Origin of the sequence: Streptococcus sp. 596553 (assembly GCF_900411395.1) — a bacterium.
GTDB lineage: Bacteria > Bacillota > Bacilli > Lactobacillales > Streptococcaceae > Streptococcus > Streptococcus mitis_BA.
Window position 1 is genome coordinate 224,480 of the sequence record NZ_OXCQ01000002.1, and the last position, 26,689, is coordinate 251,168.

Below are 26,689 nucleotides of genomic sequence, written 5' to 3' on the forward strand. Positions count from 1 at the left end.
AGTAGTAATGTACCGACAGATTTAATAGACGATTTCAAAAATCCCATGATTGGTTGAGATAAACGTTCCTGAAAGGTCTAAATCCCGACCATAGGCTTGATAATCAATATAGTTTTGAAGACTAGCTGGTACTTCGCCTAAAGCACCCGTTTCTTCAATGTAGTAGCGTGCCACGTCATACATATCATCACAATCGGAATGAATGATAATATCCTCTTGATGTTCGCTTAGTTCTTCAATGCTTGAAAAATGAGTGAGCAGAGCAGATAGCTCCGATTGTAATTCTTCGGGTAATTCCGATACCATTTCCCATAGTCGATTGAGTTCGCCAATGGAAGTGTATTCGTCAACCGTAAAGGGTAACTCGTAGTCATGAATGGCGTATTCCTCATATTCATCATTCAAGCCGATTTTCTCTATGACTTCCTCAAAGTCAATGGGAAAGGTAAACCACGCACCGACCAATTCGCCCTCATTGTATTTGCCTAAATTCGCAATATAGACTTGCATATCGTCCATATATTCACGTCCTTTCTTTGTAGAGATTCAAAAATCCCTACCGCACTTCGTTTGGTGTACCATTCCTTTGCGGAACATAAGAAAACCACTTATATTCCACAAAAGAACGGTTTTATTTAAGCACCAATAATGCGATTGAATAGCTCTAGTAAAATGTCTTTTACTCCAGCAGCGTTGAAGACTAAGCCAACCGCAATAATCGCAATAATTAAAAAGCCAATCAGTTTGCTAAACTCACGCTTGAAGCCAAGATACAAGCCAATCACAACGATTGCTAAAAGCACCAGTGATTGAGCGTTTGATAGAAACCAGTTATAAAGGTTTTGTCCAAAATTCATAAAAATGTTCTCCTCTCTATATTCAATGAATTTGTATTTGAGTTATTTTTTTGTTGTTATCACGTCCTGTTCTTTTACTGACTGTTGCTTCAAAATCTGCTTGTGTCGGTCTGTCAGTTTCGCATGGTCGAGAATGTCTTTTACAACCTGCGTCTGGTTGATTTCATCAAGTTTAATCGCAACCTTTAAGGTCGGGGCAACTTGATGAGATAGCCAGTTCAGCGTCCTTTGGAAGGAGTAAGGCTCTGGTTTTGTGGTTAGTTTTAATCGTTCACGATTGTTCCCAATAAACCAAGCCCATTCTTCATTCAGTTTCCAATCAGAACGAGGTTTGGAATCGTCTTTATCTACAAAACGGATATACCGATTGATAATTTTAAAGGCGGTATGCTCTGGATTGTCATAGACGAGTAAATCACGGACTGCATAATAGGCACGCTCATTTTTCAATCGAATCTCAAAACGGTTTTTTACTTCTGCGTCTTCAATGGGAATATCATTTTTCTTGTACTGCTCGTAGTCCTTTTCATAGATACAGAAATAAACTTCACTTTGTAATGAACCGATATAGAGGGTGTTTCCCATACATTCCTTTTCCTCTTTGCGTACCAGTTCGCCACTGCGATAGCTTTTAAAACTGCGGAAGACGGAGATACATTCTTCCTGTTGGCACTTTTCAGTGAGTACAGGGATATTCAAAATCCCTGTCTTATCGTTAATGGCAAGGTCAAGGCGTTTCATCACACCGCCAGCCACCAAAACGTCCATAAAGAACTCATACCAGCTTCTTTGTTGTGCCAGAAGATAGCTTTCAAATTGTCTGCACCCACGACCTTTCAATTCCACCAGAACTCCTTTGTCCAGTTCATGGGAGCAAAGGACGAATATGTCGCCTAAAGCATAATGCTCTGAATAAGAATAGAAACCATAGTCCTCATGAAGAAAATAGGACAGTTTCAGTTGTAAGATGTTTTCGACCACCTGCTGTACGTCTGTTGTCGGAAAGCGAATCCTTACATAATCAAACAGCATTTCAAGGGGAGCGTCGGGATTGAAGCGTTCCAGAGCTTCCCAAAGGGACTGCTGTAAATCCTCTGATGGCTTGACTTTTCCTGTTTCAATATCGCTTAGATACTGCCTTGTAATACCAGTCGCAACAGCTAAACGGTTTTGAGATAGTCCATAAGCCAAGCGTTTTTCTTTTAAATGCTGTAACCAAGTTTGTTCATTCAGTAAAAATCCCTCCAATCAAAAAGGCGTATGTCAACTTTTAAAGCCCATTTGACATACGCTGAAATTTTGTAAATCCCTTGTAACCAAAGGATTTTCTAATGTTTTTTTGACTGTTTCCTGTCGATTTGTACCCCCCTGTTAGATACGGGGGGTTAAGTGCTGGCGTGGCTATTGCCACACCAGCCAGCAAGATCAGTCCACACCTGCGACTTCCGCTTCGCACGTCGCCTGCGTGGACTGTCTGCTGTTGGATAACTTTTTAATTTCCTCCAAGAAATCATATCCTTTTGGTACAAGGGGAGTATAAAACTCTGATATGACACTTGTTCCTACATCAACATAGCCACGACCTTTGATTCGCTTTAAGAAGAAATCCTTTTGTACGTCACTGCCAAACATCATGCCATAGCCCATTTCAGACATACGACCTAAAGCCACTCTGAAATTAAACTGATCACGGATTCCGTCGCCTAAATATTTTGCGTCTGGACGTTGACAAGCCAGTATTAGAAAGAAGCCAGCTTGACGACCTAACATGACAATCTGTTTCAGCTTATTCATAACTGCGGTGTTTTCTTTTGTTCCCAGCATTTCCATGAAAGCGACGTATTCATCAAAGATTAAGAAGTGTGCCGGGAGACCTAAGTAAGCATAATTTTTGCCAGTCTTATAGTTCTTCATCTGCTTCATTTCCTCACTACGTTTCATCATTTCTTCATAGAATGTTTCAATGCAAGAAAGCAAGTCTTCTTTTCTATAGTAGACATTTGCCATCACAGAACCTAAGTCCGCAAGGTCAGCATTTTTCGGGTCAAGAATATACAGTTTTGAATCTGTATGAAGCAAGGCTTCAATCAGTGTCAGTATAAAGTAAGTTTTACCGCCACCTGTACCACCAGCAATCAACATATGAGGGAGCTTATCATATTCCCACCATACGTTTTTCATTAAGCGAAGTTTACCATCTTTAGCTTCTACTTCATCAATAGAAATACGACTGGCTATGGTGTCATAGAGCAAAGTATATTCCACATAGGAATCCTTTAACTCTTTATCCGTCAGCTCACAGTACAAGCCACTCTCTAATTTCTTTTCCAAGTGTAAGAGTTGGTCTTGATATTTTCCCAGCGTGATTTCCACCCGTATCTGTATCAAGCCATTTTTAAGTCGATAATACATTTTAGGGAAGTAGGTTATCTTTTCCTTTGTACGACCAGCACTATCTTTAAAGAAACCCTCTGTTTTGACCTGTTCAGATTCATACCACTTGTTTTCAAGTATCATCTTTGCCAGTTTTTGACGGTGGTAAAGTTGTTTAACCGTATCATAGCGAACCCGTTTGAATACAAACGCTACCAGCAAGCAGATAAGAATTGCGACACTGAAACTGATAATTAAATAGGGAATGTCAATCTTATCTGCTTGTGATAGGTTAAAATCCTGCCAGTTGATCTGCTGGATTGTCTTCACATGAAACAGTCCGACAACCAGCAGGAAAACAGGCAGGAGTGACGCTATCGTAAAATGAAAGACTAAATCTTTACCAGATGGGCGAATCCTTTTACCACGCTGTTTCATGCGAAAAAGTCTCCTTTCTACCTAGCGACTATTTGTCTTGTGTCGGTTCTTTCTTTGCTTGTGGTTGAGCTTTGAATGAACTAGAATCCTTTGTCAGCACAATATCGTCTGCCTTGATATACCAGTCAACATCTGCTCCTTGATAGGTGGCAGTAGCAACGGTGTCCGCAATGGGATTGATAAGTTCCACCCGTGCGTTATAATCAAACTCTTTCAAAGGCACGCTGGCAGGAATACTTACTTGAATCATGCGTCCTTGTCCTTTGGATTTTAAGTCATAGGTACGTTCCTTGATTTCATCTGAAACCGACCCGTCTTCATTTTGGATTCTCACTTCACGACGTAGAGCAGAGAATTTCAATTCTCCAAAAGTCGTGTCTTTATCTAATACAATGCCATTTGCTAATCTCATCATTTTTCCTCTCTTTCTTTATTCTTTTATCATGTCGTCAGCATGTAAAAGGTAATTTGTAAAACCACGAGTGCCGATTTTGTAGCCCTCTGCGGTAATACGTGGATTGACTAACTTCACACGTTCCTCAAAGCCGAAATGTTTTTCGCCAGCTTCAGCAGGAAGCACCACCACAATATCATCTGCTCTTTGAACATCAGAATAGAGATTATAGCTTCTTGATAAGACAGTTAGCCGTCCGTTGATTCTTCGCTGAACGACTTTATCCTCGCCAGCAAATTCTAAATTGCCGAATGTTTTTTCCATGTTGGGAATCACAAATTTAAGTTCCATATTTTTACCTATCCTTTCTTTTTTATTGGCTGAATGAATGTTTGATGGTCTTAAAGAGTGGGGAACGACCTTTTGATTCTTGATTTTTTGTTTTCATAAGTTCACTTCCTTTCAAAATCGGGTAAAAAAATAGACACCTCATTTTTTGAAGTGTCTACCTATTAAATATTCAAATTTTATTGGAAGTATCTTTATATCTTCACTTTTCAAGGATAAATCGTCGTATCAAAGCTCATTCATAAGTAGTAAATTAGTAGTAAATTGAGTGGTTTTGACCTTGATAAAGTGTGATAAGTCCAGTTTTTATGCGGATAACTAGATTTTTATGCTATTTTTGATATAAAAAATAGATAAGAAAACCCTGAAAATAAAACTTTCAGGGTTGGTTGGGGTACTTGAGAAATTAGTCGATTTTCTCGACGTAGAGTTGTTTGGCAATGTCCATACCTACTTGTAAATCCTCGTCTTTACTCAGAATAGTGAAGGTATTGCTGAAGCCATCAAACTGCTGGACTTGGAGCTGGTCACCGATGTGAAGTGAGTGCTTGTCCAGATAATGGAGAATGTCAAAACTATCATGCACCCGAGTCAGGCGGTAGGCGCCAGCTTCCTTGATATCAGCTAGTGGGAGGTTATTGATTTCAACCAGGAGTTCTCCCTTGGCAGGAATAGTTCCTCCGTGAGGGCAGGTCTTGGGGAAACCAAGCAATTTTTCTAGCCTCTCCACGAATAGTTCAGAGACAGTATGTTCCAAGACTTCAGCTTCCTCGTGAATCTGGTCACTCGTATAGTCTAAATGATGAACTAGAAAAACTTCAATCAAGCGGTGTTTACGGTAGAGTTCAGAGACCAGTTTAAGTCCAAGGTCAGTCAGTAGATAGCCACATTCCTTGTCCTTGAGGATGAGATTTTCACTCTTCATCCGTTTAATCATTTCAGTTACGGCAGGGGGAGAGACTTGCATACGAGCCGCAATTTCCTTGTTGGTGATTTTATGCAGGTCTGTGCCAATTTCATAAATACATTTTAGATAATCTTCTTTATTCGGGGTCATTCGTTTCCTCTTGTCTAATATCTTTATCTAGTATATCAAAAAAAGCTAGATTTCTCTAGCTGTGACTTTTTATGTTATACTTATTGCAAGAGAAAAAACGAGGAGATGGATATGACGAAAATAGCTCTTCTTTCAGATATTCATGGAAATACCACCGCCTTGGAGGCTGTTTTGGCAGATGCTCGGCAGCGAGGAGTGGATGAATACTGGCTTTTGGGAGACATTCTCATGCCAGGGACAGGGCGTAGAAGGATTTTGGATTTGTTGGCTCAACTACCGATTACGGCTAGAGTTTTGGGAAACTGGGAAGACAGTCTGTGGCATGGTGTCCGCAAGGACTTGGATAGTACTCGTCCCAGTCAACGCTATCTCTTGCGCCAGTGCCAGTATGTTTTAGAGGAAATTTCCCTAGAAGAAATTGAACTGCTCCACAATCAACCTCTTCAGATCCATCGTCAGTTTGGGGATTTGACGGTGGGAATTAGTCATCATTTGCCTGATAAGAACTGGGGGCGAGAGTTGATTCATACTGGAGCGCAAGAGGATTTTGACCGCTTGGTGACCAATCCTCCTTGTGATATTGCTGTTTATGGTCATATTCACCAGCAGTTGCTTCGTTACGGGACTGGTGGACAATTGATTGTCAATCCGGGTTCGATTGGGCAGCCTTTCTTTTTAGATGCCCAGTTACGGAAGGACTTGCGAGCCCAGTATATGATTTTGGAGTTTGATGACAAGGGCTTGGTAGATATGGACTTCCGACGGGTGGACTACGATGTGGCAGCTGAATTGCAGCTAGCTAAACATCTGAAACTCCCTTATTTTGAGGTTTATTATGAAAGTCTGGTCAATGGTATCCACCATACTCATAATCAGGAATTTCTGAGAGAATTGGCTCAGAAAGAGGGTTATGATAGGGAATTAGATGCCTGGTTGAAAAGTGGTAACGATTGACATTACAACAAAAAAGGGTATAATAATAGAAAAAGAAGAGTAGAGGCAGGGTAGCCTCGTAAAAAGGAGAAGAGGATGCAAATTCCAAGTAGATTTACCATTGCGACTCATATGCTGATAATCATTGCCCTCAAGGGGAAGGAAAGCAAGGTGACCAGTGATTTTTTAGCTGCTAGTGTCGGGGTCAATCCTGTCATTATCAGAAAGACCTTGTCCCAGTTGAAGAAGGCAGAGCTGATTTCAGTAGCGCGTGGAACAGGGGGAACAGAGATTGTTAAGGATCTCAAAGACATCAGTCTTTTAGATGTTTATCAGGCGGTTGAGTGTCTTGGTAAGACAGGTCAACTCTTTAGTTTCCATGACAATCCAAATCCAAATTGCCCAGTTGGAGCTCATATTCATGATGTTTTGGATCAAAAATTGGAGAGAATCCAGCTGGCTATGGAGGCAGAGCTTGGTCAGACTAGCTTAGAACAAGTCGTGGCTGATGCAGAGAGTCAGATGAAGGAGTAATTTTTTCTTTAAAACAAGAAAAGCTTATGAGAAAGTTTTTATACTCAATGAAAATCAAAAAGCAAACTAGGAAGCTAGCCGCAAGCTGTACTTGAGTACGGTAAGGCGACGCTGACGTAGTTTGAAGAGATTTTCGAAGAGTATTACCTTATCATAAGCTTTTTATCTATTTTTCCAGGCTTGGTAACGGGTATCAATCAATAACTGGGTAAGGCGTCCTATGGTTTCCCTTTCTTCTTGGGTGAGGGATTGAGTTTGGACAAAGAGATGATGAATGTGTTCAAGCGCCTTTAAGGAAGACAGGTCATTGATGGAGCTAATCCCAGCATCAAGAATGGTGCCAAAGAAGAGGTCGAAATAGAGCTGGAGTTCTTCATCAGGGACTGTGGCTACCCATTCTTTGAAGGTAGTGTCGACTTGTTGGCTATCACTGTTGGTCTTATCCAGCTGGACGAAGTGCTTGTCCTCAATCTGCCAACTAAAGGTATCGTGCTGGGCAATACCACCTAAGGCAGTACTGTGCACGATGATTTGGTGGGCAGGAATTTCCAACATCATACCGATGATGGAACCTTGTGGAATGAAGACCTTGGTTCTATCCATTATCCTTTGATAGCCCTCGCTTTGTGTCAGTTCTTTGTGGAGACCAGGCGCATCAAAGGTATAAACAGCTGTGATTTGATTTTGCAAGTTTTTCCCAATTTGACTAGCAGCATAGATGGCTAGATTTCCTCCCTTGGAATGCCCAGCCAGAATGACCTTCTGCTTAGGATGGTGGGCAAAAAAGTTCTTTAAATAGCGAAGGGCGTGCTTTTGAGCAGGAATTTCCTTCATATAGGTTAGGTGGAAATCTTCCTTCCAGCCAATGATACTGTCATCTGTCCCACGAAAGACAATCAGATAGGTATCGAGAGTGAGGCGGTAGGTCATAGCCGCAAACTGCTTTTGCAGCTCAGGGTCGATGTCGTTGATAAAATGGGAGAGTTTGCAATTTTTGAAACGTTTGTGTTGAGCTAGTTCATCTAATAGCTGGAGGCGATTTTTGCTGGTCAACATGTTAGATTCTCTTGGAACCTGAGGAGCCAGTTCTAAAAGTCGCTGAGGAGCTGTGGAGACCAGATTATCAAAGGGGAGGTAGGTGGTTTCTGTTAAGGCTAAAATATCTAATTCATTTAAAGGAAGGTCGTAAAAGGAATCGTGTGCGACATCTTTCAGATAATCAAAAATATTGGCCATAAGAGCTCCTTTCTTTTTATTTATCTTATCAAATTTTCCTCAAATTAGCTAGTAGGATTGGCTCACTTTGTTGGCTAAAAACAAGCTCTTTCAAATTCAGTTTCAGACCTTCGAGCATGGAAAAATCTGTTATAATAATAGAAAAGGAGAATCAGATGCACAAGATTTTATTAGTAGAAGATGATCAGGTCATTCGTCAACAGGTCGGGAAAATGCTCTCTGAATGGGGATTTGAAGTGGTTCTGGTAGAAGACTTTATGGAAGTTTTGAGTCTATTTGTTCAGTCGGAGCCTCATCTGGTCCTCATGGATATTGGCTTGCCCTTGTTTAATGGTTATCACTGGTGTCAGGAGATTCGCAAGATTTCCAAGGTCCCCATCATGTTTCTGTCTTCGAGAGACCAGGCTATGGATATTGTCATGGCAATCAATATGGGGGCGGATGACTTTGTGACCAAGCCTTTTGACCAGCAGGTTCTTTTAGCCAAGGTTCAGGGCTTGCTACGCCGTTCCTATGAGTTTGGGCGTGACGAGAGTTTACTGGAATACGCCGGTGTGATCCTCAATACCAAATCCATGGATTTACATTATCAAGGCCAAGTCTTAAATTTGACCAAGAACGAATTTCAGATTTTACGCGTTTTGTTTGAGCATGCGGGCAATATTGTAGCGCGTGACGACCTCATGCGGGAGCTTTGGAACAGTGACTTTTTCATTGATGATAATACCCTCTCTGTCAATGTGGCTCGTTTGCGTAAAAAGTTGGAAGAGCAGGGCTTGGTAGGATTTATCGAGACCAAGAAAGGGATAGGGTACGGACTGAAGCATGCTTGATTGGAAACAATTTTTTCTAGCCTATCTGCGTTCCCGTAGTCGTCTGTTTGTCTATCTGATTTCTTTGACGTTTCTGGTTTTGCTCTTTCAGTTTTTATTCGCAAGTTTGGGAATTTACTTTCTCTACTTTTTCCTGCTGTGTTGCTTTGTAACCATCTTATTTTTCACTTGGGACATATTGGTGGAAATGCAGGTCTATCGCCAGGAAATTCTCTATGGGGAGAGGGAAGCTCAGTCTCCTTTGGAAAGAGCCTTGGCTGAAAAATTAGAAGCGCGTGAGATGGAACTCTATCAACAGAGGTCAGATTCAGAAAGAAAACTGACGGATTTGCTGGATTACTATACCTTGTGGGTCCATCAGATAAAGACCCCCATTGCAGCCAGTCAACTCTTAGTTGCAGAAGTAGCCGATCGCCAACTGAAGCAGCAATTAGAACAGGAAATTTTCAAGATTGATTCCTATACCAATCTAGTCTTGCAGTACCTGCGTTTAGAAAGTTTCCATGATGATTTGGTCTTAAAGCAAGTTCAAATTGAGGATCTGGTCAAGGAAACACTTCGTAAATATGCTCTTTTCTTTATTCAAAAAGGCTTAAATGTCAATCTACATGACCTTGATAAAGAAATCGTGACGGATAAGAAGTGGTTGCTAGTAGTTATTGAGCAAATTATCTCAAACAGTCTCAAGTACACCAAGGAAGGTGGTCTGGAGATTTATATGGAAGGTCAGGAGCTCTGTATCAAAGATACGGGAATCGGGATAAAAAATAGTGATGTCATCCGAGTCTTTGAACGTGGCTTTTCAGGATATAATGGTCGCCTAACCCAGCAGTCATCTGGACTTGGACTTTATCTATCTAAGAAAATTTCTGAAGAACTGGGGCACCAGATTCGTATCGAGTCTGAGGTCGGAAAAGGAACGACAGTAAGGATTCGGTTTGCTCAAGTGAACTTAGTCCTTGAGTGAGAATAGAGGAAAAAGCCTCCAACCGGAGGCTTTTGTGATAGGCTCTTATTTCTCAACGCGTGATTTGTTGGCGATATCAGCTAGGATAGCTTGAACAAAATCATCTACTGAGACAGTTTGTGTTTCTTTTTGACCGTAGCGACGAACGTTGACTGTTCCGTCTTCCATTTCCTTGTCCCCAACGATCAATTGGTAAGGAATCTTGCTGGTTTGTGAAGCACGGATCTTGAACTGCATTTTTTCATTGCGCTCATCTACATCTGCACGGACACCGCGGTCACGGAGTTTCTTCGCCACTTCCCAAGCGTAGTCCACGTGTTTTTCGTTAGAAACTGGGATGAGGGTTACTTGGTGTGGTGCAAGCCATGTTGGGAAGGCACCCTTGTAGTTCTCAATCAAGATAGCTGTGAAGCGTTCCATAGTTGAGATAACCCCACGGTGGATCATCACTGGACGGTGCTCTTCACCATCAGCTCCGATGTATTTGAGGTCGAAGCGTTCTGGAAGCAAGAAGTCAAGTTGGATAGTAGAAAGAGTTTCTTCTTTTCCAAGAGCGGTCTTAACTTGAATATCCAATTTTGGTCCGTAGAAGGCTGCCTCACCTTCGGCTTCAAAGTAGTCCACGCCCATTTCATCAAGGGCTGCACGAAGCATGGTTTGAGCATTTTCCCACATCTCATCGTTATCAAAGTACTTGTGAGTATCTTGAGGATCACGAAGAGAGAGGCGGAAGCGGTATTCAGTCAAGTTGAAGTCTTCATAAACATCGATAATCAACTGAAGGGCGCGTTGGAATTCTTCTTGGATTTGTTCTGGAGTTACGAAGAGGTGACCGTCGTTGAGCGACATTTCACGCACACGTTGAAGACCAGTGAGGGCACCAGATTTTTCATAACGGTGCATCATACCGATTTCAGCGATACGGATTGGCAACTCACGGTAAGAGTGAACATGATGTTTGAAGACTTGGATGTGGTGTGGGCAGTTCATTGGACGAAGGACAAATTCTTCCCCGTCACCCATATCCATAGTTGGGAACATGTCTTCTTGGTAATGATCCCAGTGACCAGAAGTCTTGTAAAGTTCAACAGAAGCAAGAGGTGGAGTGTAGACGTGTTGGTAGCCAGAAGCCAACTCTTTGTCAACGATGTAGCGTTCCAACTCACGACGAATAGTCGCACCGTTTGGCAACCAGAATGGAAGCCCTTGACCAACCTCTTGAGAAATCATGAAGAGATCAAGCTCTTTACCAAGTTTACGGTGGTCACGTTCCTTAGCTTCTTCACGCATTTGGAGGTAGTTTTTCAAGTCTTTTTTGTCAAACCAAGCTGTACCATAGATACGTTGCATCATAGCGTTATCACTATTTCCACGCCAGTAAGCACCTGCTACATGGAGAAGGTGGAAGATTTGGATGCGGCTTGTTGATGGGACGTGAGGGCCACGGCAAAGGTCTACATATTCACCCTGACGATAGATAGTCAAACCGCCTTCGTCTTCTGAGTGTTCTTCAATCAATTCCAACTTGTAAGGGTCATTTTTGAAGATTTCACGCGCCTCGTCTTTAGTCACCTCTTCGCGAATAGATGGGAAGTTTTCTTTGACGATTTTTTGCATTTCTTCTTCGATACGAGGAAGGTCTTCGTTAGAGATTTGACCAGCAGTATTGTCAGTATCGTAGTAGAAGCCGTCTTCGATGGCTGGACCAACTCCCAAGTGAATGTCTGGGAAAAGACGACGAGCTGCTTGGGCGAACAAGTGAGCGGCTGAGTGACGCAAGATTGGAAGGGCATCTTCGTGATCAGGTGTCACGATTTCGATGCTTCCATCTTCAGTGATAGCACGAGTAGTGTCGATGAGTTTGCCGTTGAATTTACCAGCCAAGGCTTTTTTAGCTAGGGAATTGCTGATAGATTGGGCAATTTCAAAAGTTGTAACGCCAGATTCGAATTCACGAACAGCGCCATCTGGGAAAGTAATGTTAATCATGATGTTCTCCTTTTTATTATTTCATAGTTTTTAAGCATTGACTTTTTTGCAGACTACTTCCTAGTCTTAATGTTCAATTGCTTTTCTTTATCAGAGAGGAAGTTTTCCATTTCCGTCAGAATGTCTATATCCAGACGTTGAGAAAGTTCTACTAGCCACCAGATATTTTCTGAAAGTTTTTGTTCCAGTGTGTAGGGTGTTTCATCATAGTAGCGTCCTTGCTTTGTCATCACCAATCGTTGGAAATTTCCAATATCATTAGACAAAGCCAAGAGGTCTTCTTCTACCGTCCACTTGGAATCATGATGCTTAACTTCCAGTTCGTGATAAGCTTGTCGGATTGCCCCACAGCGCTCCACTAATTTTTGCAACTCCATAGTTAGCCTCCTCATAAAAAATTGCGACATCCTCGAAAGGACGTCGCAACGTGGTTCCACCTTCATTTATGTACCTCAAAAGAGAGGGACACCTCTGATTGGCTCTAACGTGGCCACCGTTTTATGTTTTCATAAAAAACTCAAGAGTAGTATCAGTTTAGGCTCTCTATGCGTTTCCAGCAACCACGCACTCTCTAGTAGAAAGGGACTAAGTGACTTGTCTCTATGGATTATTATAGCATGATTGTGAGATTTTTCAAGGATTTTGTGAAAGTTTTTTGTTTTTCATTTTTGTAGAATATGCTTGATGCTAATACCAGAATCCATGCCGACCAGAGCAACTGTTTCATAGATTAGCAAGTAAATTAGTATAAACTCACCAAAGGTTATGATAGTAAAGTAAAAGAGCAGTCCGTTACCAACTAACCATCAAAGTGAGAAACGGAAACGGTAGCTATAGAGTAACGATACAATCAAGATTACCAGAGGTGTAAAGAAGAGAAGATTATTTACGTAGAGACTCTTGAGCAAAAGGGGGTCAGAAATAATTAGTGATAACAACTGATAAAGTGGCCAATAAAAGAAAAATATGACCAGATAGTAGGGGAGATGGGAATAGAATCTAGGCATGATAATCACCTCGTTTTAAAAAACAGACAACTTATATTTCTTGCTATGATTATTATAGCATATTTAAAACAAGAAAGTAAATCTGTTGACAAAGAAGTTAGTTATTGGTAGAATAGTGAATGTCGTAAAGACAAATAACTTCTTCTTGGTTACAGGCATGCCAACCTGTCACTCGGATGAAGCCAAATAAAAAGGAGAAACATCATGGCAATCTCAAAAGAGAAAAAAAATGAAATTATCGCACAATATGCACGTCACGAAGGTGATACAGGTTCAGTAGAGGTTCAAGTTGCTGTCCTTACTTGGGAAATCAACCACCTTAACGAACACATCAAACAACACAAAAAAGACCACGCTACTTACCGTGGATTGATGAAGAAAATCGGTCGCCGTCGTAACTTGCTTGCATACTTGCGTAAAAACGACGTTAACCGTTACCGTGAGTTAATTAACTCTCTAGGACTTCGTCGTTAATTCAAGATACAAAGGCCGTCAAAAGCACAAAGCAAAAATAGGAAAATTGACGAAGAAACTTCAGTTTCTAGGAGATTTTATCTTTTTTGCCAAGTGCTTAGGCCGTGTTCAATTGAGCATATCTTGATAATGAAGCTACTCTAAATTGGGTAGCTTTTTTACTTTTGTTACCTTACTTCGATATACTCAAGTATAATCTTCGGTTACAGTTCCTAGCACTGTAAGGTAAAATAAACCAGAATGATCTCCCTTCGGGGAGATTTTTTTGTTTCACTAAAAATTTTGTACAATCTTCGGCTTACCGCCTAGTCTATAAACGGTTTATCCAGCAAGAATTATGATGCTAAGGGCGTAAGAAATCCGTATGAAAACAGGGAAATGACACAGTGTTCGATGAACACAAGGAGTTTCATCTTTTTCACTAGGATTTTAGCCCGAGCTCAAATCAGCTCTCTGATTTTCAGAGGGCTTTTTTATTGAGGTTTTATCGGTCACAATTTTGGAGACTACAAAAACCTCAAATGGTATCAGCTAATGACACCATGAAGGTGCGTAGCTACTCGGCTTGAAAAGCCGAGTAGCTGTCTGCAAGCCCCTTCGGAGAGCCCACACTTTACGAAGTAAAGTATAGTATGTTATACTTTACATGGAAGTAATCATCGAATTCCAGTTAGAAATTACTTTGTAACTACGTTTTGAGGAGGAGTAAAATGCTTTCCTATGTTCGAAATTACCCACTAGCGATAGCTAAATTAATGTGTCTGTGCTCTCCTAAAATCTGCTGATTTATTACTGACCAATACAGGAGGTTTTTTATGGGACAGACAATCATATCTGCTATTGGTGTTTATATTTCCACCAGTATCGATTATTTAATTATTTTATTTATTTTATTTGCACAGCTATCACAGAATAAACAAAAATGGCATATTTATGCGGGGCAATATCTAGGCACAGGCTTACTTGTAGGGGCGAGTTTAGTTGCTGCTTATGTCGTTAATTTCGTGCCTGAAGAATGGATGGTTGGATTGCTTGGTTTAATCCCTATCTATTTAGGGATTCGCTTTGCAATTGTTGGAGAAGGTGAGGAAGAAGAGGAAGAAATTATTGAAAGATTAGAACAAAGCAAGGCAAATCAACTGTTTTGGACAGTTACATTGCTGACAATTGCGTCTGGCGGAGATAATTTAGGTATCTATATACCTTATTTTGCTTCGTTAGATTGGTCACAGACCCTCGTGGCCTTGCTTGTGTTTGTAATCGGCATAATTATCTTATGCGAGATTAGTCGGGTGTTATCCTCTATTCCGTTAATATTCGAGACAATTGAAAAATACGAGCGAATCATTGTGCCCTTAGTATTCATTGTACTTGGACTATACATCATGTATGAAAATGGCACGATAGAGACTTTTCTGACCGTGTAGATTTTTTTGTTTCACTAGAATTTTATCCTAATCTCAAATTAGCTCTCTGACTTCAGAGGGCTTTTTACGTTGTCGCCTTACATCGATATACTCAAGTATAATCTTCGGTTATGAGTATTAGCGCTGTAAGACCAACTATATTTATTTTCTCATCTTGTTCCATTGTTGAAAATATGGTATACTTTTTATGAGAATTTTCTAAATTTTTAAGATTCTATCAAAGGAGGTTTGCATGCTTTCCAAATTTTTTGGAAGCCGACAAGACCAGCAATTTGTGTTACTTTTGGTTGTTTTGCTAGGTATTTTAGGGATTTCTCTCTTTCTAGCAGTTTCAATGGGATCTGTTGCGATTGAACTAGGAGATACCTATCGGATTATTTTGAGCAGGTTGGGATTTCCTCTTGAGATAGGAGAGGTTTCCAAGTCTACTCTTGCCATTGTATGGAACATGAGATTCCCTCGAGTATTGTTAGGTCTGATAGTAGGAGCAGGCCTTTCTATGTGTGGTAGTGTGATGCAGTCCACAGTGAACAATCCCATCGCTGAGCCCTATGTCTTAGGAATCTCTGCGGGTGCAACTCTAGGAGCAACCTTGAGCATCATTCTTGGTTTAAAAGTGATGATTAGCCTTGGAGCTTTTCTTGGAGCTATTTTGGCAACAATTGCTGTCCTCATCATTGCCTCTATGCAGGGAAGGATGACGACTTCTAGTCTGATTTTATCAGGAACCGTGGTCAATGCTCTCTTTCTGGCTTTTTCAAACTTTATTATCTCAATTGGCGCTAATGCGGATAGTGTGATGACCATTAAGTTTTGGACCATGGGATCGCTCGCTGGGACTTCCTGGGCAGACTTGGTCCTGCCAACTATAGTAGTAGGAATAGCCTTTCTATTTTTCTCTACTCAGTATCGTGTTTTCAATGCAATGATGATGGGAGATGAGGCTGCTTTAACTTTGGGAATTCCCTTACGCTTTTATTGGTATCTTTATGTGACCATGGTGGCTGTGCTGACAGCAGTCTTAGTGGCAACCTGTGGGATTATTGGTTTTGTCGGTCTGATTACTCCTCACTTAGCTCGAGGGTTAGTAGGAACGAATTACAAGAGGCTTTTTCCTGTTGCAACCTTGCTAGGTGCCCTCTTTGTCATTTGGGCAGACGTACTCTCTCGTATCATCATTCCAAACGCAGAGCTTCCTATTGGTATTTTTACAGCCTTAGTAGGCGCTCCCTTCTTTATCTACATTGTTGGAGGTAGGCGAAGGGAGGTGAGGATCTGATATGGACTTGATTTGTCAGGATATCCATTTTGGACTAGGTGAGAAAAAAATCCTCAAAGGAGTCTCTCTTAAGGTTGAGGGGCATCAATTTCACACGATATTAGGGCCAAATGGAAGTGGAAAAACCAGTCTACTTAAACTCCTCTACCGCCAAGAAAAGGTGGACAAAGGCTTGATAAGCCTAGATGGAAAGCCGCTGGAACAATGGACGCTCAAAGAAACAGCCAAGCAAATGGCAGTTGTGACCCAGTTTAATCAGTTGCAGTTTGATTGTACAGTTGAGGAAATCGTCTTGCTGGGAAGAACTCCCCACCTCTCTTTTCTACAAAAGGAAAGGGAAAGGGATTATGCGCTCGTTCAAGATGCTCTCGTTAAGGTGGATATGCTCGAGAAGAAAACTCGTCTCTATTCGTCCCTGTCAGGGGGAGAGAAACAGCGAGTCTTGTTAGCACGTGCCTTGGCCCAAGAACCGACTCTCTTGCTCCTAGACGAACCAACCAATCATCTGGATATCAAGTATCAGCTAGACTTGTTGGCCATTGTGAAAAATCTCAAGGTCAATGTTCTAGCTGTCCTACATGATATTCAACTTGCTTGTCGCTATTCGGATTATCTCTATCTGATGAAAGAGGGAGAAATCCTTTACCAAGGGACTCCAAAGGAGACTATCACCCCTGAGTCATTGCAAACTGTATACGGAGTTCAAAGTCAGGTGACTTGGACCGAGGATCAGCAAGCTATGATTCACTATTTATAAGAAAGAAAAGGAAAACAAGATGAAAAAAACACTAAGCATTTTACTCGTAACAGTAGCTACCTTAACTTTGGCAGCTTGTGGCAATACTACCACTGAAAAAGCTACGACACAATCAAGCGCAGAAACAAGTCAAAAGGCCAGCACAGAGACGACTTATCCGTTAAATATCAAAACTTATGATGCTAAAGGAAATGAAGTCGAACAAGTCTTTGACAAGGCACCTGAAAAAGTTATCACCAACAATCTTTCAACCACTGAAATCTTATTGGAGTTGGGATTGAAGGATAAAATTGTTGGCATGCTCAATCCAGACAATGCTGTGACGGACAAATACAAGGACGCGATTGCAACTATTCCTCAAATCGGGGATAAAAAAACAGTCTCACAAGAGACAGTCCTTTCTTATGAGCCAGACGCTGTGATGGGTCGAAATATGATGTTTTCTGAAAAATCCTTGGGGACAGTTAGCACTTGGAATGAAAACAAAATCCCAGTCTATACGCAAAAAGCTTCTCTCTCAACAATTCAGCAAGATTTGGGGAATATCGTAGAAGATGTCAAAAATCTTGGAATGATTTTTAATGTTCAGGACAAGGCCAATGAATACGCAGCCCAATTACAAACTAAAATTGATGCTGTTAAGAAAGCAAATCTAGCAAGCCAAGGTGAAAAGAAAAAGGCTTTGATTATGGTTGCTTATAATGATGAAACCTTTGGTGCCTACAAGTCTGCTTTGCAAGAAAGTTTACTGAACCAACTTGGTTATACAAACGTTGCTACGGGAACATCAGGCTTGACCTTGGAAAATCTCGTGTCAATGGATCCTGAATTGATTATCTATGTGACCAGCGACCGTAATAAAAAATTGGATGAAAAAGCAGTAGAGTTGATGAAGGCAAATGCTGTTTTGGAAAGCGTTCCTGCTATTAAGAATCAAAAAATCATGACCATCTCTTACGATGAGTTGATGGACTATGGTCCAGCAGTGATTGATTCCCTTGAGAAAATCAATGACTTTATCAATAAATAATGAGTTTGACTGGGAAGGAATTCAAGTCAAAATCAGCCTTCCTTCTAACTACGACCCCAATCAAATCTATCCGGCTATTTTATTGAATGATGGAAACTTGGGCTTCTTATCGGCCCTTTCAGAATCTGTGATTTTAGTGGGCTTGACCTCTAAAAATCGCTTAGACGACTACACTCCCTGGGCGACATCGGCTCTGAGAGATGGAGCTCCAGATTTTGGAGGTCAGGCCAACGTCTATCATGATCATTTATTTGGAGGTCTTTTAGATAAGCTGCAGTCGCTTTATCGCTTGGATAAAAATCGCCTTGCTTATGGAGGTTATTCACTAGGTGGTTTGGTGGCAGTCTACAGTCTTTTCAGCTTTGACAAGGTTTCCTGTGTCTTCTCCATCTGCGGTTCCTTTTGGTATCCTGATTTTGCGACTTACTGCAAGGCAGAGACAGTGAAAAATCTAGACTGTTTGCTGTATTTACAGAACGGTCAAACAGAAGGAGCCCATCATACCAATCGCTTGGCTCAAGCACCGGCCTATGCTGAGCAAATCCATACCAGTCTTCAGAAACGCTATCCGAACGGTCAGTTTGTCTTTGATCCTTATGGACACCACGAACAAGTGGTTGAACGATTCCTAGCCTTTTCCAATTGGTTGGCTCAAAAATGGAAAATCGAATAAAAGATTTATCCCTTGGCTTTTGCCAAGGGATTCTTGTATTTATTTAAGCAAGGTTTTCTCTCTTTTTATCTGGATTCCATACGAAGCTTGCGATAAAGCTAAAGATGATAGTTAGGATAGCGAGGATAATGGCAAGGATGAGAGCAGGGATGCGAATAAACCACCAGAGTGGATTTGGTTTTTTATCATTGTGCCATTGTTTCGTTTCGTCGTCCAGACGTTGGAATTCTGTTTGAATGCGATTGGCGACTGTTTCAATGCCTTCATCATTCATTTTCTTGATATCTGAGATATCGATTGGATTTCCAAAGTTCATATCGACACGTTCACGGCTAACTAAGCCCTTCAAAGTCATGGGACCTGTATAGGTAACCGGCATGATACGGACCTTGGCCATCTTGGCAATCAGGGCAACTCCACCCTTGACATCGTTTGAGTGACGGCTCCCACTTGGAAACATGATGAGAGAGCGGTCACTTTTTTTGAGAACATTGATAGGGTATTTGATGGCTGAGGCGCTAGGATTTTCACGGTCGATAGGAAAGGCACCACACATACGAATCCACCAGCCAAAGATACGGTTGGTAAAGAGCTCTTTTTTGGCCATAAAGATAAACTGTTTTGGCTTGGTCGCAAAAGCCATGTAAACAGGATCCCACCAGGTGCGGTGAGGGGCAACCAGAATATAATTTTCATCTTGATTAGGAATTTTATCAGTATTATGATAGTGGGCATTGCCATTGATGGACCATAGGAGCAAGACAACTAATCCACGTAAATAAGTATAAAACATGCGATCTCCTTCGATTCTTTTCTTGTTATTATTATACCTTATCAAAGGAGGGCTGGCAAACTTTTCCCTTGAACAGGTGCATATTTGGGATGAGATTAGAATTCTTTTAGAAAAAATGATATGATAGAACTTATGGATAAAAATAAGATTATGGGATTAACCCAAAGAGAAGTCGAGGAAAGACAGGCTAAGGGCTTGGTCAATGATTTTACTGCTTCGGCCAGTACCAGCACTTGGCAAATCGTTAAACGAAATGTCTTTACCCTTTTTAACGCTTTGAACTTTGCCATTGCTTTGGCCCTTGCCTTTGTGCAGGCTTGGAGCAATCTGGTCTTCTTTGCCGTTATCTGCTTTAACGCTTTTTCTGGAATTGTGACCGAGCTACGGGCCAAACACATGGTGGACAAGCTCAATCTCATGACCAAGGAAAAGGTCAAGACTATTCGTGATGGTCAGGAAGTTGCTCTTAATCCTGAAGAATTGGTGTTAGGAGATGTCATTCGTCTGTCTGCTGGAGAGCAGATTCCCAGTGATGCCTTGGTTTTGGAAGGCTTTGCGGAAGTCAATGAAGCCATGTTGACGGGGGAAAGTGATTTGGTGCAAAAGGAAGTGGATACCTTGCTTTTGTCAGGGAGTTTCTTGGCTAGTGGGTCAGTTTTAGCTCGTGTCCATCATGTCGGTGCAGACAACTATGCTGCCAAACTCATGCTGGAAGCCAAGACCGTTAAACCAATCAACTCTCGTATCATGAAATCGTTGGATAAGCTAGCTGGTTTTACTGGGAAGATTATCATTCCTTTTGGTCTGGCTCTCTTGCTAGAAGCCTTGATATTGAAAGGCCTACCTCTTAAGTCGTCCGTTGTAAATTCGTCGACAGCCCTTCTGGGAATGTTGCCCAAGGGAATTGCCCTTTTGACCATTACTTCGCTCTTGACAGCGGTGATTAAGCTGGGTCTGAAAAAGGTCTTGGTGCAGGAGATATACTCTGTTGAGACCTTGGCGCGCGTGGATATGCTCTGTCTGGATAAGACAGGCACCATCACCCAAGGAAAGATGCAGGTGGAGGCGGTTCTTCCGCTGACCGAAGAGTATGGAGAGTCAGCGCTTGCTAGCATCTTGGCCAGCTATATGGCCCATAGTGAGGATAAAAATCCAACAGCCCAAGCCATTCGCCAGCGATTCCAAGGCCAAGTAGCTTATCCTGTGCTTTCGAATCTTCCCTTCTCAAGCGACCGCAAGTGGGGAGCCATGGAGTTAGAAGGTTTGGGGACAGTGTTCTTAGGGGCGCCTGAGATGTTGCTGGGCTCTGAAGTCCTCGAAGCCAGAGAGGCCTTGGAGAGAGGGTCACGTGTCTTGGTCTTAGCTCTCAGTCAGGAGAAATTAGACCATCACAAGCAGCAGAAACCTTCTGATATTCAGGCTCTAGCCTTGCTGGAAATCTTGGACCCGATTCGAGAGGGAGCGGCAGAGACGCTGGACTATCTCCGTTCTCAGGAAGTGGGGCTCAAGATTATCTCTGGAGACAATCCAGTTACGGTATCCAGCATTGCCCAGAAGGCTGGTTTTGCGGACTACCATAGCTATGTAGATTGCTCCAAAATCACGGATGAGGAATTGGTTGCTATGGCTGAGGAGACAGCTATTTTCGGACGTGTTTCCCCTCATCAAAAGAAACTCATCATCCAAACACTGAAAAAAGCGGGGCATACAACAGCTATGACAGGGGATGGAGTTAATGATATCTTGGCCCTTCGTGAGGCGGATTGTTCTATCGTAATGGCGGAGGGGGATCCTGCGACTCGTCAGATTGCCAATCTGGTTCTCTTGAACTCTGACTTTAATGATGTTCCTGAGATTCTCTTTGAAGGTCGTCGCGTAGTCAATAACATTGCCCATATCGCCCCGATTTTCTTGATTAAGACCATCTATTCTTTCCTATTAGCGGTCATCTGTATTGCCAGTGCTCTTCTGGGACGGTCTGAATGGATCTTGATTTTCCCCTTTATTCCAATCCAGATTACCATGATTGACCAGTTTGTGGAAGGTTTCCCACCATTCGTTCTGACTTTTGAGCGAAATATCAAACCTGTCGAGCCAAACTTCCTCAGAAGATCCATGCTTCGTGCTCTACCAAGTGCTCTCATGGTTGTGTTCAGCGTTCTTTTTGTGAAAATATTTGGAAGTAGCCAAGGTTGGTCTGAGTTAGAAATTTCAACTCTACTCTATTATCTCTTGGGGTCAATTGGTTTCTTATCTGTATTTAGAGCCTGCATGCCATTTACCCTATGGCGTGTCCTCTTGATTGTTTGGTCAATAGGAGGCTTCCTAGCCACAGCTCTCTTCCCAAGAATTCAAAAATTGCTTGAAATCTCCACCTTAACAGGACAAACATTACCTGTTTATGGTGTCATGATGTTGGTCTTTACCGTGATTTTCATCCTGACTAGTCGCTATCAAGCCAGAAAATAAAGAAAGGCTGTAATCTGTGGATTGCGGTCTTTTTAGGTACAAGATTGCCAGCTGAAATGTGGTATAATAAGAGGTAATAGAGTTTTGGAAAGAGAGAGAAAATGATTTCAAAGAGATTAGAATTAGTGGCTTCCTTTGTGCCACAGGGAGCCATTTTACTCGATGTGGGGAGTGACCATGCTTATCTGCCTATCGACTTGGTCGAAAGAGGACAAATCAAAAGTGCCATTGCAGGTGAGGTTGTGGAAGGTCCCTATCAGTCTGCGGTCAAAAATGTTGAAAGTCACGGCCTAAAGGAGAAAATCCAGGTTCGTTTAGCCAATGGCTTGGCAGCTTTTGAAGAGGCAGACCAAGTGTCTGTCATTACCATTGCTGGTATGGGCGGACGCTTGATTGCTAGGATATTAGAAGAAGGCTTGGACAAGCTAGCTAATGTAGAACGATTGATCCTCCAGCCCAATAATCGTGAAGACGATTTGCGTATTTGGTTGCAAGACAATGGCTTTCAGATTGTGGCAGAAAGCATTCTAGAAGAAGCTGGTAAGTTTTATGAGATTTTGGTGGTGGAAGCAGGACAAATGAAGTTATCAGCCAGCGATGTTCGCTTTGGTCCTTTTTTGTCCAAAGAAGTCAGTCCAGTATTTGTCCAAAAATGGCAAAAAGAATCTGTTAAGCTAGAGTTTGCCCTCGGACAAATCCCTGAAAAAAATTTGGAAGAACGTCAAGTTCTAGTAGATAAAATTCAAGCCATCAAGGAGGTTCTCCATGCTAGCAAGTGAAGTCATTAACCGATATGAAGCTTATTGTCCTCAGGAATTTTCCATGGAGGGAGACAGTCGTGGTCTGCAAATTGGCACTTTGGACAAGGATATCCAAAGTGTCATGGTTGCTCTGGATATTCGTGAAGAAACAGTGGCTGAAGCCATTGAAAAGGGTGTGGACTTGATTATTGTCAAGCACGCGCCGATTTTCCGTCCTATCAAGGACTTGGTAGCTAGCCGTCCGCAAAATCAGATTTATATCGACCTCATCAAGCATGACATCGCAGTTTATGTCAGCCATACCAATATTGACATCGTTGAAAATGGCCTTAATGACTGGTTCTGCCAGATGCTAGGCATTGAAGAGACGACTTATCTGCAGGAGACAGGATCTGAACGTGGGATAGGTCGTATTGGAAATGTTCAGCCTCAGACATTTGGGGAATTGGCCCAGAATGTCAAGCAAGTCTTTGGTTTAGATAGCCTTCGATTGGTGCATTATCAAGAGACTGATTTACAGAAGCCTATTTCAAGAGTGGCCATCTGTGGTGGCAGTGGGCAGTCATTCTATAAGGATGCTTTAGAAAAAGGGGCAGATGTCTATATCACTGGTGATATTTACTACCATACTGCTCAGGATATGCTGTCTGATGGCTTGTTAGCACTGGATCCAGGACACTATATCGAAGTACTTTTTGTAGAAAAAATTGCAGAGCTTCTTAATCAATGGAAAGAGGAAAAAGGCTGGAAACTAGAGATTTTACCTAGTCAAGCATCGACCAATCCTTTCCACCATATCTAGTTAGAAAGTGAAGACAATGAAAAAAGTTGCCATTATCGGAGCAGGAATTGTAGGTGCAACAGCAGCCTACTACCTCTCGAAAGAAAGTGACCTAGAGGTGACCGTTTTTGACCATGGACAAGGTCAGGCTACCAAGGCCGCAGCAGGAATTATCAGCCCCTGGTTTTCCAAACGCCGCAATAAGGCCTGGTACAAAATGGCGCGCTTGGGGGCTGACTTTTATGTGGATTTATTAGCTGATTTAGACAAGTCAGGGCAAGAAATCGACTTTTACCAACGTTCGGGAGTCTTTCTCCTGAAAAGAGATGAATCCAAGTTGGAAGAACTCTATCAACTAGCCCTCCAGCGTAGAGAAGAATCTCCCTTGATAGGCCAGTTAGCCATTCTGAACCAAGCATCAGCCAATGAATTATTCCCTGACTTGCAGGGATTTGACCACCTGCTCTATGCTTCTGGTGGAGCGAGAGTAGATGGTCAACTCTTAGTGACTCGTTTGCTGGAAGCCGGTCAGGTCAAGCTGGTCAAAGAAAAAGTGACTCTGACACCTTTAGCATCAGGTTACCAGATTGGCGAAGAGGTGTTTGATCAGGTTATTTTGGCGACGGGAGCTTGGTTGGGACACCTGTTAGAGCCTTTAGGTTATGAAGTAGATGTTCGTCCCCAAAAGGGGCAACTCCGAGATTATCAACTTGCCCAAGATATGGAAGCTTACCCTGTTGTTATGCCAGAAGGGGAGTGGGATTTGATTCCTTTTGCAGGTGGGAAATTATCTCTAGGCGCTACCCATGAAAATGATATGGGATTTGATTTGACGGTAGATGAAACCTTGCTCCAACAAATGAAGGAGGCAGCCTTACCTCACTATCCAGTTTTAGCTAGAGCGACTTCAAGAGCTGAGCGTGTGGGAATCCGTGCCTATACCAGTGATTTCTCACCTTTCTTTGGGCAAGTACCTGGCTTAGCAGGTGTCTATGCTGCTAGTGGACTAGGTTCATCAGGCCTCACAACGGGGCCTATTATCGGTTACCATCTAGCTCAACTGATCCAAGACAAGGAGTTGACCTTAGACCCAGCAAACTACCCAATTGAAAACTATGTCAAGCGACTAAAAAACGAATAAAATTTTACTGAAATTTTATCCTACCCTCTAGGATGGCAAATGACATTCCCTATCAAAAATGGTAAAATAAGAAAAAATAATCCGAGAATCGAGGAAAGAAGATGCAAGAAAAGATTTTGGTAACGGGTGGAGCAGGTTTTATCGGAACCCACACTGTTATTGAGTTAATCCAAGCAGGTCATCAGGTTGTTGTGGTGGATAACCTTGTGAATAGTAACAGAAAAAGTTTAGAAGTTGTTGAGAGAATTACAGGAGTTGAAGTGCCTTTCTATGAGGCAGATATCCGTGACACAGATACCCTCAGAGATATTTTCATGCAAGAAGAACCAACAGGGGTCATTCACTTTGCTGGCTTGAAGGCTGTCGGTGAATCTACCCGTATCCCTCTTGCCTACTATGACAATAATATCGCTGGAACTGTTAGCCTTTTGAAAGCTATGGAAGAAAACAACTGTAAAAACATCATTTTCAGTTCTTCTGCGACAGTGTACGGAGATCCGCATACAGTGCCCATCTTGGAAGATTTCCCACTTTCAGTGACCAATCCATACGGTCGTACCAAGCTCATGCTAGAGGAAATTTTGACAGATATCTACAAGGCAGATTCAGAATGGAATGTGGTCTTGCTTCGTTACTTTAACCCAATCGGAGCCCATGAGAGTGGTGATTTGGGAGAAAATCCAAACGGTATTCCAAACAACCTCTTGCCATATGTGACTCAGGTAGCCGTTGGAAAATTAGAGCAAGTGCAAGTATTTGGAGACGATTACGATACGGAAGACGGAACTGGTGTTCGTGACTATATCCACGTTGTTGACTTGGCTAAAGGTCACGTTGCAGCTCTGAAAAAAATCCAAAAAGGCTCAGGTCTAAACGTTTATAACCTTGGAACAGGTAAAGGCTACTCAGTTCTTGAAATTATCCAAAATATGGAAAAAGCAGTGGGACGTCCAATTCCTTACCGCATCGTAGACCGTCGCCCAGGGGATATCGCAGCCTGCTATTCAGATCCTGCAAAAGCCAAAGCAGAACTGGGCTGGGAAGCAGAATTAGGCATCACCCAAATGTGTGAAGACGCATGGCGTTGGCAAAGTAAGCATCCAAATGGATTTGAAGACTAAGATGGTGATGTCAATCATAGTCCCCTGTTTAAACGAAGAGGAAGTACTTCCTCTTTTTTATCAGGCTTTGGAAGATTTGATTCCTGATTTGGAAACAGAAATCGAGTATGTCTTTGTCGATGATGGCTCAAGCGATGGAACCTTGGAACTCTTAAAGGCCTATCGGGAACAAAATCCGGCAGTGCATTATCTTTCTTTCTCGCGAAATTTTGGCAAAGAAGCAGCTCTGTATGCAGGCTTACAATATGCGACAGGAGATCTGGTGGTGGTAATGGATGCAGACCTCCAGGATCCTCCGAGTATGTTGCTTGAGATGAAAAATTTACTAGACCAGAATGCAGACTTGGACTGCGTAGGAACACGAAGAACCAGTCGAGAGGGAGAACCCTTCTTTCGCAGTTTCTGTGCAGATCTCTTTTACCGCCTTATGCAAAAAATTAGCCCAGTAGCCTTGCCCTCAGGTGTTCGTGATTTTCGCATGATGAGAAGGTCTGTAGTCGATGCCATTTTAAGCTTGACCGAGTCCAATCGTTTTTCTAAAGGACTTTTTGCCTGGGTCGGTTTTAAAACCTACTATCTGGACTATCCTAATGTCGAAAGGCAGGCCGGCAAGACCAGTTGGAGTTTTAGGCAACTCTTTTTCTACTCCATTGAAGGGATTGTTAATTTTTCAGATTTCCCCCTGATTATAGCCTTCGTAGCTGGCCTCCTATCTTGTTTTATTTCTCTACTTATGACTTTTTTTGTTGTGGTTCGGACCCTCGTTTTGGGGAATCCAACATCAGGTTGGACCTCTCTGATGGCTGTTATTCTCTTTCTTGGAGGCATTCAACTCTTGACCATTGGGATTCTCGGCAAGTATATTAGTAAGATTTATCTAGAGACTAAAAAAAGACCACTTTATCTTATCAAAGAAAAAAGTGACCTTCCTGATTTTACAGAAAAAAATAAAGTGAAAAGACTATAATTTTACATGGAAATATGCTAAACTAGAGGGAGTGGATTATCGTCATTGAT

The 26,689-nt window shown here is 42.0% G+C and carries 27 protein-coding genes and 1 pseudogene; 16 read left to right on the forward strand and 12 right to left on the reverse strand.

Features of this window, described 5'->3' with window-relative positions; genetic code table 11:
* Positions 1-21: 21 nt before the first annotated feature.
* The 7 genes from DSY56_RS03980 to DSY56_RS04020 form a co-directional block, all read right to left on the reverse strand.
* Positions 22-519, reverse strand: coding sequence for an antirestriction protein ArdA (locus DSY56_RS03980; RefSeq protein WP_112443939.1), 498 nt, complete (start codon positions 517-519; stop codon positions 22-24).
* Positions 520-635: 116 nt separating this feature from the next.
* Positions 636-857: a hypothetical protein gene (locus tag DSY56_RS03985; RefSeq protein WP_001009056.1), complete on the reverse strand. Its 222-nt coding sequence runs from the start codon at positions 855-857 to the stop codon at positions 636-638.
* Between the two features lie 42 nt (positions 858-899).
* Complete coding sequence (gene mobT, locus DSY56_RS03990; RefSeq protein ID WP_000398284.1) at positions 900-2,105, reverse strand: MobT family relaxase; 1,206 nt, start codon at positions 2,103-2,105, stop codon at positions 900-902.
* A 177-nt stretch (positions 2,106-2,282) separates the two neighbouring features.
* Positions 2,283-3,668, reverse strand: a complete 1,386-nt coding sequence (locus DSY56_RS04000; RefSeq protein ID WP_000813488.1) for an FtsK/SpoIIIE domain-containing protein — start codon at positions 3,666-3,668, stop codon at positions 2,283-2,285.
* Positions 3,669-3,696: 28 nt separating this feature from the next.
* Positions 3,697-4,083 (reverse strand): YdcP family protein, encoded by a 387-nt coding sequence (locus tag DSY56_RS04005; protein ID WP_000985015.1) that lies wholly within the window; start codon positions 4,081-4,083, stop codon positions 3,697-3,699.
* 15 nt (positions 4,084-4,098) lie between these two features.
* Positions 4,099-4,413 carry a YdcP family protein gene (locus DSY56_RS04010; protein ID WP_000420682.1) on the reverse strand — a complete coding sequence of 105 codons (315 nt, stop codon included), beginning with the start codon at positions 4,411-4,413 and terminating at the stop codon, positions 4,099-4,101.
* A gap of 403 nt (positions 4,414-4,816) precedes the next feature.
* On the reverse strand, positions 4,817-5,467 hold the full coding sequence (locus tag DSY56_RS04020) for a metal-dependent transcriptional regulator (protein ID WP_112443941.1): 651 nt from the start codon (positions 5,465-5,467) through the stop codon (positions 4,817-4,819).
* Positions 5,468-5,578: 111 nt separating this feature from the next.
* On the opposite strand from DSY56_RS04020, the gene DSY56_RS04025 reads away from it, so the two are divergent.
* Positions 5,579-6,421 carry a metallophosphoesterase family protein gene (locus DSY56_RS04025; RefSeq protein WP_200832357.1) on the forward strand — a complete coding sequence of 281 codons (843 nt, stop codon included), beginning with the start codon at positions 5,579-5,581 and terminating at the stop codon, positions 6,419-6,421.
* A 75-nt stretch (positions 6,422-6,496) separates the two neighbouring features.
* Positions 6,497-6,934: an Rrf2 family transcriptional regulator gene (locus tag DSY56_RS04030; protein ID WP_001166796.1), complete on the forward strand. Its 438-nt coding sequence runs from the start codon at positions 6,497-6,499 to the stop codon at positions 6,932-6,934.
* A gap of 162 nt (positions 6,935-7,096) precedes the next feature.
* Here the strand turns inward: DSY56_RS04030 and DSY56_RS04035 are convergent, their stop codons facing one another.
* Positions 7,097-8,170, reverse strand: coding sequence for a DUF2974 domain-containing protein (locus DSY56_RS04035; RefSeq protein ID WP_112443945.1), 1,074 nt, complete (start codon positions 8,168-8,170; stop codon positions 7,097-7,099).
* A gap of 155 nt (positions 8,171-8,325) precedes the next feature.
* Here DSY56_RS04035 and DSY56_RS04040 point away from each other — a divergent pair, with 155 nt between their 5' ends.
* Together DSY56_RS04040 and DSY56_RS04045 are read left to right on the forward strand one after the other, a co-directional pair.
* Complete coding sequence (locus DSY56_RS04040) at positions 8,326-9,003, forward strand: response regulator transcription factor (RefSeq protein ID WP_000548991.1); 678 nt, start codon at positions 8,326-8,328, stop codon at positions 9,001-9,003.
* Positions 8,996-9,970: a sensor histidine kinase gene (locus DSY56_RS04045; RefSeq protein ID WP_112443947.1), complete on the forward strand. Its 975-nt coding sequence runs from the start codon at positions 8,996-8,998 to the stop codon at positions 9,968-9,970. Before DSY56_RS04040 ends, DSY56_RS04045 begins: the two co-directional genes overlap by 8 nt.
* A gap of 45 nt (positions 9,971-10,015) precedes the next feature.
* On the opposite strand, the gene thrS is transcribed toward DSY56_RS04045, so the two are convergent.
* The 3 genes and pseudogenes from thrS to DSY56_RS12715 all read right to left on the reverse strand — a co-directional run bounded on the left by thrS (position 10,016) and on the right by DSY56_RS12715 (position 12,966).
* The gene (gene thrS / locus DSY56_RS04050; protein ID WP_112443949.1) at positions 10,016-11,959 is read right to left on the reverse strand and encodes a threonine--tRNA ligase; all 1,944 of its coding nucleotides are present in this window, start codon (positions 11,957-11,959) and stop codon (positions 10,016-10,018) included.
* 53 nt (positions 11,960-12,012) lie between these two features.
* On the reverse strand, positions 12,013-12,336 hold the full coding sequence (locus DSY56_RS04055) for a MazG-like protein (RefSeq protein ID WP_173270232.1): 324 nt from the start codon (positions 12,334-12,336) through the stop codon (positions 12,013-12,015).
* Between the two features lie 256 nt (positions 12,337-12,592).
* A pseudogene (locus DSY56_RS12715) lies at positions 12,593-12,966 on the reverse strand (hypothetical protein).
* Between the two features lie 204 nt (positions 12,967-13,170).
* Here DSY56_RS12715 and rpsO point away from each other — a divergent pair.
* The 6 genes from rpsO to DSY56_RS04095 all read left to right on the forward strand — a co-directional run bounded on the left by rpsO (position 13,171) and on the right by DSY56_RS04095 (position 18,606).
* Positions 13,171-13,440: a 30S ribosomal protein S15 gene (gene rpsO / locus DSY56_RS04070; RefSeq protein ID WP_001018251.1), complete on the forward strand. Its 270-nt coding sequence runs from the start codon at positions 13,171-13,173 to the stop codon at positions 13,438-13,440.
* A gap of 815 nt (positions 13,441-14,255) precedes the next feature.
* The gene (locus tag DSY56_RS04075; RefSeq protein ID WP_112443951.1) at positions 14,256-14,867 is read left to right on the forward strand and encodes a CadD family cadmium resistance transporter; all 612 of its coding nucleotides are present in this window, start codon (positions 14,256-14,258) and stop codon (positions 14,865-14,867) included.
* A gap of 232 nt (positions 14,868-15,099) precedes the next feature.
* Positions 15,100-16,146 (forward strand): FecCD family ABC transporter permease, encoded by a 1,047-nt coding sequence (locus tag DSY56_RS04080; RefSeq protein WP_112443953.1) that lies wholly within the window; start codon positions 15,100-15,102, stop codon positions 16,144-16,146.
* Position 16,147: 1 nt separating this feature from the next.
* On the forward strand, positions 16,148-16,903 hold the full coding sequence (locus tag DSY56_RS04085) for an ABC transporter ATP-binding protein (protein WP_112443955.1): 756 nt from the start codon (positions 16,148-16,150) through the stop codon (positions 16,901-16,903).
* Positions 16,904-16,922: 19 nt separating this feature from the next.
* On the forward strand, positions 16,923-17,933 hold the full coding sequence (locus tag DSY56_RS04090; RefSeq protein ID WP_112443957.1) for an ABC transporter substrate-binding protein: 1,011 nt from the start codon (positions 16,923-16,925) through the stop codon (positions 17,931-17,933).
* Positions 17,914-18,606, forward strand: coding sequence for an alpha/beta hydrolase-fold protein (locus DSY56_RS04095; protein ID WP_112443959.1), 693 nt, complete (start codon positions 17,914-17,916; stop codon positions 18,604-18,606). Before DSY56_RS04090 ends, DSY56_RS04095 begins: the two co-directional genes overlap by 20 nt.
* 43 nt (positions 18,607-18,649) lie before the next feature.
* On the opposite strand, the gene DSY56_RS04100 is transcribed toward DSY56_RS04095, so the two are convergent.
* Positions 18,650-19,399, reverse strand: a complete 750-nt coding sequence (locus DSY56_RS04100) for a lysophospholipid acyltransferase family protein (protein WP_055348132.1) — start codon at positions 19,397-19,399, stop codon at positions 18,650-18,652.
* A gap of 132 nt (positions 19,400-19,531) precedes the next feature.
* Between DSY56_RS04100 and DSY56_RS04105 the strand changes: the two genes are divergently transcribed.
* The 6 genes from DSY56_RS04105 to DSY56_RS04130 all read left to right on the forward strand — a co-directional run bounded on the left by DSY56_RS04105 (position 19,532) and on the right by DSY56_RS04130 (position 26,639).
* Positions 19,532-21,868, forward strand: a complete 2,337-nt coding sequence (locus tag DSY56_RS04105; protein ID WP_055348133.1) for a cation-translocating P-type ATPase — start codon at positions 19,532-19,534, stop codon at positions 21,866-21,868.
* Positions 21,869-21,969: 101 nt separating this feature from the next.
* A complete protein-coding gene (locus tag DSY56_RS04110) occupies positions 21,970-22,647 on the forward strand; it encodes a tRNA (adenine(22)-N(1))-methyltransferase (protein ID WP_112443961.1) in 678 nt (225 codons plus the stop codon).
* Positions 22,634-23,431 (forward strand): Nif3-like dinuclear metal center hexameric protein, encoded by a 798-nt coding sequence (locus DSY56_RS04115; RefSeq protein ID WP_112443963.1) that lies wholly within the window; start codon positions 22,634-22,636, stop codon positions 23,429-23,431. The genes DSY56_RS04110 and DSY56_RS04115 overlap by 14 nt, the downstream gene beginning before the upstream one ends.
* 16 nt (positions 23,432-23,447) lie before the next feature.
* Positions 23,448-24,551, forward strand: coding sequence for an NAD(P)/FAD-dependent oxidoreductase (locus tag DSY56_RS04120; protein WP_173302998.1), 1,104 nt, complete (start codon positions 23,448-23,450; stop codon positions 24,549-24,551).
* A 101-nt stretch (positions 24,552-24,652) separates the two neighbouring features.
* On the forward strand, positions 24,653-25,672 hold the full coding sequence (gene galE / locus DSY56_RS04125) for a UDP-glucose 4-epimerase GalE (RefSeq protein WP_112443967.1): 1,020 nt from the start codon (positions 24,653-24,655) through the stop codon (positions 25,670-25,672).
* Position 25,673: 1 nt separating this feature from the next.
* Complete coding sequence (locus DSY56_RS04130) at positions 25,674-26,639, forward strand: glycosyltransferase family 2 protein (protein ID WP_112443969.1); 966 nt, start codon at positions 25,674-25,676, stop codon at positions 26,637-26,639.
* Positions 26,640-26,689: the final 50 nt, after the last annotated feature.